The organism is Okeania sp. SIO2B9, assembly GCF_010672505.1.
Lineage (GTDB): Bacteria > Cyanobacteriota > Cyanobacteriia > Cyanobacteriales > Microcoleaceae > Okeania > Okeania hirsuta.
In genome coordinates this window covers 1-7,516 of sequence record NZ_JAAHGK010000216.1, presented here as the reverse complement: position 1 = coordinate 7,516, position 7,516 = coordinate 1, and the positions used below count along the sequence as shown (strand labels likewise).

The 7,516-nt window shown below is 40.0% G+C and carries 9 protein-coding genes; 4 read left to right on the top strand and 5 right to left on the bottom strand.

Features of this window, described 5'->3' with window-relative positions; genetic code table 11:
* Together F6K13_RS10240 and ispD are read right to left on the bottom strand one after the other, a co-directional pair.
* The coding region (locus tag F6K13_RS10240) for a hypothetical protein (protein ID WP_287287319.1) at window positions 1-187 on the bottom strand (187 nt) is incomplete at its 3' end.
* Window positions 188-237: 50 nt separating this feature from the next.
* The gene (gene ispD, locus F6K13_RS10235; RefSeq protein ID WP_124144495.1) at window positions 238-957 is read right to left on the bottom strand and encodes a 2-C-methyl-D-erythritol 4-phosphate cytidylyltransferase; all 720 of its coding nucleotides are present in this window, start codon (window positions 955-957) and stop codon (window positions 238-240) included.
* 150 nt (window positions 958-1,107) lie between these two features.
* Between ispD and F6K13_RS10230 the strand changes: the two genes are divergently transcribed.
* Window positions 1,108-2,073, top strand: coding sequence for a glycosyltransferase family 9 protein (locus F6K13_RS10230; RefSeq protein ID WP_124144496.1), 966 nt, complete (start codon window positions 1,108-1,110; stop codon window positions 2,071-2,073).
* On the opposite strand, the gene F6K13_RS35050 is transcribed toward F6K13_RS10230, so the two are convergent.
* From F6K13_RS35050 to F6K13_RS10220, 3 genes are all read right to left on the bottom strand, one after another.
* Entirely contained in the window at window positions 2,044-2,532 is a 489-nt protein-coding gene (locus F6K13_RS35050; RefSeq protein WP_338043165.1) for an RNA-guided endonuclease TnpB family protein, read from the bottom strand. The genes F6K13_RS10230 and F6K13_RS35050 overlap by 30 nt on opposite strands.
* 45 nt (window positions 2,533-2,577) lie before the next feature.
* On the bottom strand, window positions 2,578-2,961 hold the full coding sequence (locus tag F6K13_RS35045; RefSeq protein WP_338043163.1) for a transposase: 384 nt from the start codon (window positions 2,959-2,961) through the stop codon (window positions 2,578-2,580).
* A 101-nt stretch (window positions 2,962-3,062) separates the two neighbouring features.
* Complete coding sequence (locus tag F6K13_RS10220) at window positions 3,063-3,548, bottom strand: CRR6 family NdhI maturation factor (protein WP_124144497.1); 486 nt, start codon at window positions 3,546-3,548, stop codon at window positions 3,063-3,065.
* Between the two features lie 190 nt (window positions 3,549-3,738).
* On the opposite strand from F6K13_RS10220, the gene F6K13_RS10215 reads away from it, so the two are divergent.
* From F6K13_RS10215 to F6K13_RS10205, 3 genes are all read left to right on the top strand, one after another.
* Complete coding sequence (locus F6K13_RS10215) at window positions 3,739-3,900, top strand: hypothetical protein (RefSeq protein WP_161564461.1); 162 nt, start codon at window positions 3,739-3,741, stop codon at window positions 3,898-3,900.
* 104 nt (window positions 3,901-4,004) lie between these two features.
* Window positions 4,005-4,448 carry a Fur family transcriptional regulator gene (locus F6K13_RS10210; RefSeq protein WP_124144498.1) on the top strand — a complete coding sequence of 148 codons (444 nt, stop codon included), beginning with the start codon at window positions 4,005-4,007 and terminating at the stop codon, window positions 4,446-4,448.
* 503 nt (window positions 4,449-4,951) lie between these two features.
* On the top strand, window positions 4,952-7,114 hold the full coding sequence (locus tag F6K13_RS10205; protein ID WP_287241693.1) for a hypothetical protein: 2,163 nt from the start codon (window positions 4,952-4,954) through the stop codon (window positions 7,112-7,114).
* The last annotated feature ends 402 nt before the right edge of the window (window positions 7,115-7,516 follow it).

The following is a 7,516-nucleotide window of genomic DNA, read 5'->3' as shown; positions in this document are numbered from 1 at the left end:
ACGACCCGGCCGCCAGGACCAGCGCCGCGATCGGACCGGGCGTCTCGATTGCCCCCGACGGATCGATTGCCCCCGACGGATCGATTGCCCCCGACGGATCGAACCCGTCGGCCCCGTCGGACCGGTCGGCCTCGCTCACGCCGCCTAAAGACGCAGATAGAGTAAAACCTGAGAACTCAGACAACATAAAATTTTTCCTTCTCTACTAGATAACTAAACATCTTTTATCCTAGATAACTAAACACCTTCTTCCTTCTTACTTCTTCCTTCTTCCTTCTTCAATGCTTCCGTCAAAATAAATTCTGCTACTCTTAAATCCACAGGAGTTGTCACCTTAAGATTAGTCTCCTCCCCCGCAACAACCTTTACAGGCAAACCACACTTTTCAAACAAAGCAGCATCATCAGTAACTTCCCAACCCAACTGACGCCCCTTTTCGTGACATTCTTTCAACAACTTCACCTCAAAACCTTGAGGTGTCTGAGCAGCCCATAAATTGCGACGATCTGGTGTATCCTGAATTAGACCCGACGAATCAACAACCTTAATCGTGTCCTTAACTGGCACAGCAGCAATTAAACCAGGACACTTAACAACCTCCTCCGCACACCGATCCAATAGTTCCGGAGTAGCCAAACACCTGGCCCCATCGTGAATTAACACCTGTTCCGCCTCCGGGGGCAAAGCCTGTAAACCCTTATAAACAGACTCCTGACGAGTCGATCCTCCCTCAATCAACTCTATAGACTTATTAGTAGACAAACCAGAAATCATCTTTTGAAAATCTGGAAAATCAACAGGCTGGCCAATAATACCAATCCAATTAATATAATGAGACTTGAAAGCAGCCTCAAGAGTCCAACTTAGCAAAGATTTACCCAATAGAGTCAGCAAAAGCTTGTTCCGTTGGCTTCCCATGCGTCGCCCCATACCAGCAGCAGGAATCAATAAATACATTTCATTTTGTGTTTTAGGTTTCTATTGAATAATTCAATATAGTGGATAGTGGTAAAAATTGAATGTCTACTAAAGAAATAATTCCCAATCAGAATCGTAAGATATGGTTGGTATTGTGTTCAACTAATAATTAAGCTAAATTCCTTAAATATGAGAATACTAGCCCTTGTCCCTGGTGGAATTGGCGACCAAATCTTATTCTTTCCTACTCTGGATGACCTGAAAAAATCTTATCCAGAATCTCAAATTGATGTAATTGTAGAACCTCGCTCAAAGGGTGCATACCGAGTTTGTAAGTCCGTACAGGATGTCCTCGCCTATGACTTCAAAGATGCCAATAGTCTCGCTGACTGGGGAAACTTGTTAGGTATTATGCGCGATCGCGAATACGAAGCAGTAATTTCTCTTGGACAACGTTGGACAGTTGGCCTTTTGTTGTGGTTAACAGGAATTCCTCAACGGGTAGGTTATGCAGGTAATGGGGCAATCTTTCTCACGAACCCTATACCCCTGAAAACTGAACAATATGCAGCTCAGATGTACCATGATTTATTGCAAGGAATGGATGTTGTAACACCTTTCCCTGGACTATCTATTAATGTACCTAAAGCAGATATTGATTGGGCAGAAGCTGAACAAAAACTTTTAGGAGTGTCCGAAAGTGGGTATGTTCTGATTCATGGCGGTTCTAGCGAACTAGCTCAGATTAAAGGTATTGATAAAATCTACCCTACCAATTATTGGCAGGAGATTATTACAGAACTACAGCAGAAGCAACCTAATTTACCAGTAGTGGTAGTCAAAGGTCCTGAAGATGGAACTTGGGTCAATGAAATTACTCGATTTTGTCCAGATGTTAAATTAGTGATGCCTGGGGATATAGGTAAATTAGCGGCTATTATCGCTGCTGCTAATTTAATGCTCTGTACTGATAGTGCTCCTATGCACTTAGCAGTTGCAGTTGGGACATATACTATTGCTTTATTTGGTCCAACTAACCCAGAAAAATTATTACCCAAGAGCGATCGGGTAATTGCGGTCAAATCTCCTACTGGTAAAATGAGCGATATTTCACCCCAAGATGTTTTAAATAAAATTTGGGGTGGAGAAGGGTGAAGTACCCGAGGCTAACCCTGAACGGGTATAGCACAAGCTTCTGACCTCACAGGGGAGTGCCTTAACCTCCGACTTGCGTCCTCGCATTGGTCTTACCTCCTTTCCATGAGTAGCAGTCCCAGTCCCTGAGACCAATAGCATTCTCATACCTTCTGCTCTGATATTGATTGCAGCATTGCCATCTCGATCGTGACGAGTTCCGCAGCTAGAACAAGTCCATTCACGGACATCTAGCGGCATCTCGTCAACTTGATCGTGACAATTACAACAGAGTTTAGAAGTGGGAAAGCATCTGTCAATCTCGACAAGCACTTTGCCTTCTTTTTCTAGGTTGTATGCCACAAAATTAACAAACATTCCCAACCCTACATCAGATATTGCTTTAGCTAGTTTGTGGTTCTTAACCATGTCCAGAAGGTGTAAACTTTCGACTACCATGACTTGGTTATTGTCAACCAGCTTTCTTGAAAGCTTATGTAAGTAGTCTTGACGGACATTACTAACTCACTCGTGAACTCTAGCTACCAGTTTCCTGGCTTTATTCCTGGAGTTACTCCCCTTCTGTTTCCTGGCTAATTTGCCTTGCTTTCTTGCCAAATTTAGTTCATGTCTTGCTAAATGCTTGGGGTTGTGGTGCTTGGATGTTTTGAACCCATCATGGACAATAGCAAAATTCTTGAGACCCAAGTCAATACCTGCTACTTTCCCCTCAGTACTTGGTGATGGCTTGTCAGCTTGTTGCTTACTCAACACTGAAGCAAAATACCTTCCTGATGGAGTCATGGTGATGGTCACTGTTTTGATTGTCCTGACGATCGGGCGATGTAATTTGGCTTTGACAATACCTACAGGTCCCGGAAATCTTAGGCCATCATCAATAATTTCCACCTTCTGAGGATATTGAATTGATCAGATCAGGGAAAAAGGTGGAAATTTGTCCCCATCTCCCCATCTCCCCATCTCCCCACACTCCTAGATCCCATAAGATATTAATCTTCTTCTGGAATTGAGCTAAAAAATTCTTCTGCTAAGTCGTAACCCAACATTTGAGACATGGACATTAATCTAGATTTGCTAGAAATACCTTGTTGGTGTAGCCATTTTCTTAAGACAAAAATTTTTTGCATCAGAAATATTTCTAATGCTTCTGGGTTATATTGCACACCTTCAGTGCGATGAAATTGGTGAGGTACAAGCATAGCAGTATAACGAGCTAATTCACCCTCTTTCCAGTTAAGCAAAAATGGCAACCAAGGATAAATACTGTCCAAACGAATAAACCATAAACGTACTTCTGGAATTTCTGAAAGTTCTCGTGGGTCTTGGGGGTCGCGATTATAGTTAATAGTAAAATTTAGCTGCTGTTCAGAAGAGGCGATCGCTCCTTCAGTCAGCAGTTGAGATATGACACTTTTAACTGGAGATACATCCAAGTTATGGAAGTGTTCGGTATTAAGGGCGATCGTAATTGCCATCTTTTAAGGTATAAATAATTGTCAATGTATTTTTATATAGCAGAAGGAAGAGGGAAGAAGGAAGAGGGAAGAAGGAAGAAGGCGTTTAGTTATCTAGGAGAGAAGGAAAAATTTTGCGTTGTCTAAGTTTTCAGCTTTTTATCTGTCAAATACAGTAATAGCGACTGCTATAGCAATAGACAGGTAGGGCGTGAACTTAGCACGGGATCAAGATGCTCCCACTGTTCCTGTCACAAACATTGCCGGACAATGTACGACCACCACCAAAACGGGACAGTTAGGACTTACGCTGATGATGAACCGAAGTTTTTCCCACTACTCCCTACTCCCTACTGGCTATTCTCTGATATAATAACTACCCTATAATTTAGCCCGATAGCAAAACTGATGGTTGATACGTTTCAGTGCGAATTGCTATAGAATAATTTGCAATTGATTTGGAGAAAGGTTGGCGCTGTGAAACAAATTTACTCATTAGAAGATGCTCTAAATTATTGTAAGGCTAAGGGAATGCGCCTGAGTCGTCAGCGTCGATATATACTAGAAATTTTGTGGCAAGAGAAAAAACATCTATCAGCTAGAGAAATTTACCATCGATTAAATCTCCAAGGTAAGGAAATTGGTCACACTTCTGTATATCAAAATCTTGAATTTCTATCAAAAGAGGGAATTATTGAATGTATTGAACGTGCTGATGCTTGCTTATATGGCCATAAAAGCGAATCTCACTCTCATATTAACTGCTTGGATACGGGACAAATTATGGATATTTATGTAGAATTGCCTCAAGAGTTGCTTGAGCAAATTGAAACACAGATAGGAGTTAAAATTACTGACTATCGTATAGACTTTTATGGTCACTACAGTCATAATTTTGGCAGTAGAACGATAAAAGATTAGAAAATAAAAGGCTATTTGACTCAGAAGTATCAGTAAATTAATTAGAATAGACCTAATTCTCATCAGCCATAAAGTTAAGCATCATTTATAATAAACATCTACTGCCTCTGAACCAGTCCAAAAAATTAAAAATTCAGTTTAAAGCTACTCACCTAAATTATTTTCAGGTTATCCAATAGTTAAGAAAATGCCCAGATAAAAGATTAAATAAATTTACTAAAATCAAGACTTTTGGCTGAGGTTAGGTTAAATGAAAAATTTAGTCAATGTGCTGAAATATATAAGATATATATACAATAAAATTTTCGATACTATATGTTAGCTTGAGCTAAGAAACCTTTAATATTTAATATTTCTAGGTCAAGCTCAAGCCTAAAGTTAAAATTTTCCTTCGGAGGGATGAAAAACATTCTAGGTAATGAAAAAACCTAAATATAATATTAGTTGAAAAAATAATCTTAACCTACTTAACAGTTAGTACAATTAGCACAGTAAACTTTACTATGTCATCAGAAAATATTTCCCAACAAAAAAAATTGGCGGTTTCCCATAACTATTCTAAAAATGGAGAAAATGGCTATAGTAGTAGTTCCCTAATCAAAAAAGAATTAGCAGATCCTATTACTTATACCTCACAAACTTTAGATCGAGAGCTAAACAATACCTCAGAAGTTAAACCAGAAAAAAATTCCCAAATATCAACAGCTCCAAAACCAAATAGAAAACCAAAAACTTATTGGGGATGGCAGCTAATATGGTGGAGTGTTGCAGCAGGCTTTGGAATAACAGGTGGTGCAGCACTTCTATGGTTACTGGTTAACCCACCCCAACCAAACTGCCAACAAATTTCTCCATTATCAGCAGATGGAGAACGACTATATTGTGCCCACAAAGCTGCTGAGTCACGGAACCTAGAACAGTTGGAAACAGCTCTGGCGTTAGTAGAAAATTGGCCAGAAGAACATCCTCTCTATCAACTAGGTCAGCAAATGACAGGAGAATGGACAAAATTAATTATTTCTGTTGCTAATCAAAAAATTAGAGAGGGTAACTTACAAGCAGCTCTAGATACAGTAGCGAAAATTCCTAAAAGCAGTCCAGCTTATTCTAGGGTAGAAGAGGCAGTAGCAGGTTGGAAAAAACAATGGGCAGAAGGTCAATCTCTTTATGAGGAGGCTGAAAAAGCCATCAAAGCTATAGACTGGAAAAAAGCCTCCGCTTACTCCCTAGCAATGTCAAAACTAGATAATGTTCACTGGCAAAGTATTAAATTTAGAGAAATATTAGAGCGCATAGCCTTGGAAAAAAAAGGTTGGCAAATCTTAAAAGATGCTCGCTATCTAATTTATGAGGAAACAGCAAATGAGTATGGAGAAGCGATCGCTCTGGCCAGAAAAATAGACCAAAACCTCTACATTCGAGACAGAGCGGAAGAAGATATTCAAAAGTGGAGTCGTAGTTTAATCGAAATAGCAACTAAACGTATAGAAGAAAAAGATCTCAAAGGAGCAATTGCGGCCATTGAATACATTCCTTCAGACTATAAACTGAAAAAAGAGGGCAAAGAGTTAATTTTACTCGGCCATGCTAAAGCAGCAACATGGAATCAATCTATAGAAGGCTCTCAAGTGGGTAATATAGTAGTCCTAGTAGAAGGAAAAGCCGCAGCAGCTCAAATTACTTCCAATAGTCCCTATTATCAACAAGCCCAAACTCAAATTCAACGGCTGCAAAAACAGTTAGATGACCTAGCTCATATTCAGCTAGCTAAAGCGATCGCCAGTGTGGGTCAACCTGCAACATTAAAGTTAGCTATAGACCAAGCTAAAATGGTGGGCCTAGAACAACCAAAGCGAATTCAGGCCCAAACTTTAATTGCTAAATGGCGCAAAGACCTTCTGAAGATAGAAGACCAACCTTATGTCCTCTTAGCGAAACAGTTAGCGAAACAAGAAACTGTCGATAGTTATAATTCAGCGATTAAACAAGCTAGTTATGTTGCTTTGGAGCGTCCCTTGAGAATACAAGCTCAGACTCTAATAGCTGAGTGGAATAAACGAGTACAAATTATTGAAGATTCACCATTATTAGCAGAAGCTAGAGTCTTAGCAAAAGAAGGAAAGCTTGGACAAGCTATTGATGTGGCGTATGAAATAGAAAGTGGTCGTGCTTTGTACGAAGAAGCTCAGGATGAAATTTATAAGTGGAGTACAGAGCTACAAATTGCCCAAGACAGGCCAATTCTCAATCAAGCTTATGGTCTAGCCGAGCAAGGCCGTCTTACTGCTGCGATTAATACAGCTTATCAAATTGGCTATGGTCGCGCTCTCTATTATGAAGCTCAAGGTGCTATCTCTAAATGGGCATCTGAACGAGATGCTATATGGGCAGAACAACAGGCGGAAGAAGCTCGCAGACGGCGACAGTACCAACCAGCTCCAGCGCCTAGTCCGCAATATTATTCACCAGCACCTAGTCCGCAATATTATTCACCAGCACCTAGTCCGCAATATTATTCACCAGCACCTAGTCCGCAATATTATTCACCAGCACCTAGTCCACAATATTATTCACCAGCTCCACAGAGGGCTTATTCACCAGCACCAGCTCCAGCACCAGCTCCAGCACCAGCTTCAAGTTCAGATGCATATTTACTGCAAGAATAATCAGCCAATCAATATTTATCAGTTAGACATTTAAACTCAAAAAAAGAGTTTCCGCTAGAGGGGAAGCAGAAGCAGAGAAAATTTTATCTAGCCTAAATGTGTAAGTTCTGGTATGTGTAGAAATATCTTTTTAAGTCGGCTTTGCTGAACAAAGTATGAACTCTGGAGTAGAAAGTTAATCAAGATTCATTTAAATCAACAAAAATAGAGATAATTTTATCTCTAAAGATTATATCTAGTATCAGGCAAGGGGGCTTTTAGTAGAGTTGTCGCTAAATAAAGGGAAAAAATCACTCTAACCTAGACAGAGCAATAATTCCCAGCATTTTTGCCATCCAATAACTACAATCCTTACAGAACAAGGTTTTTGGGGAATTTTTAAGTTATAAAGCGACAAGTCTA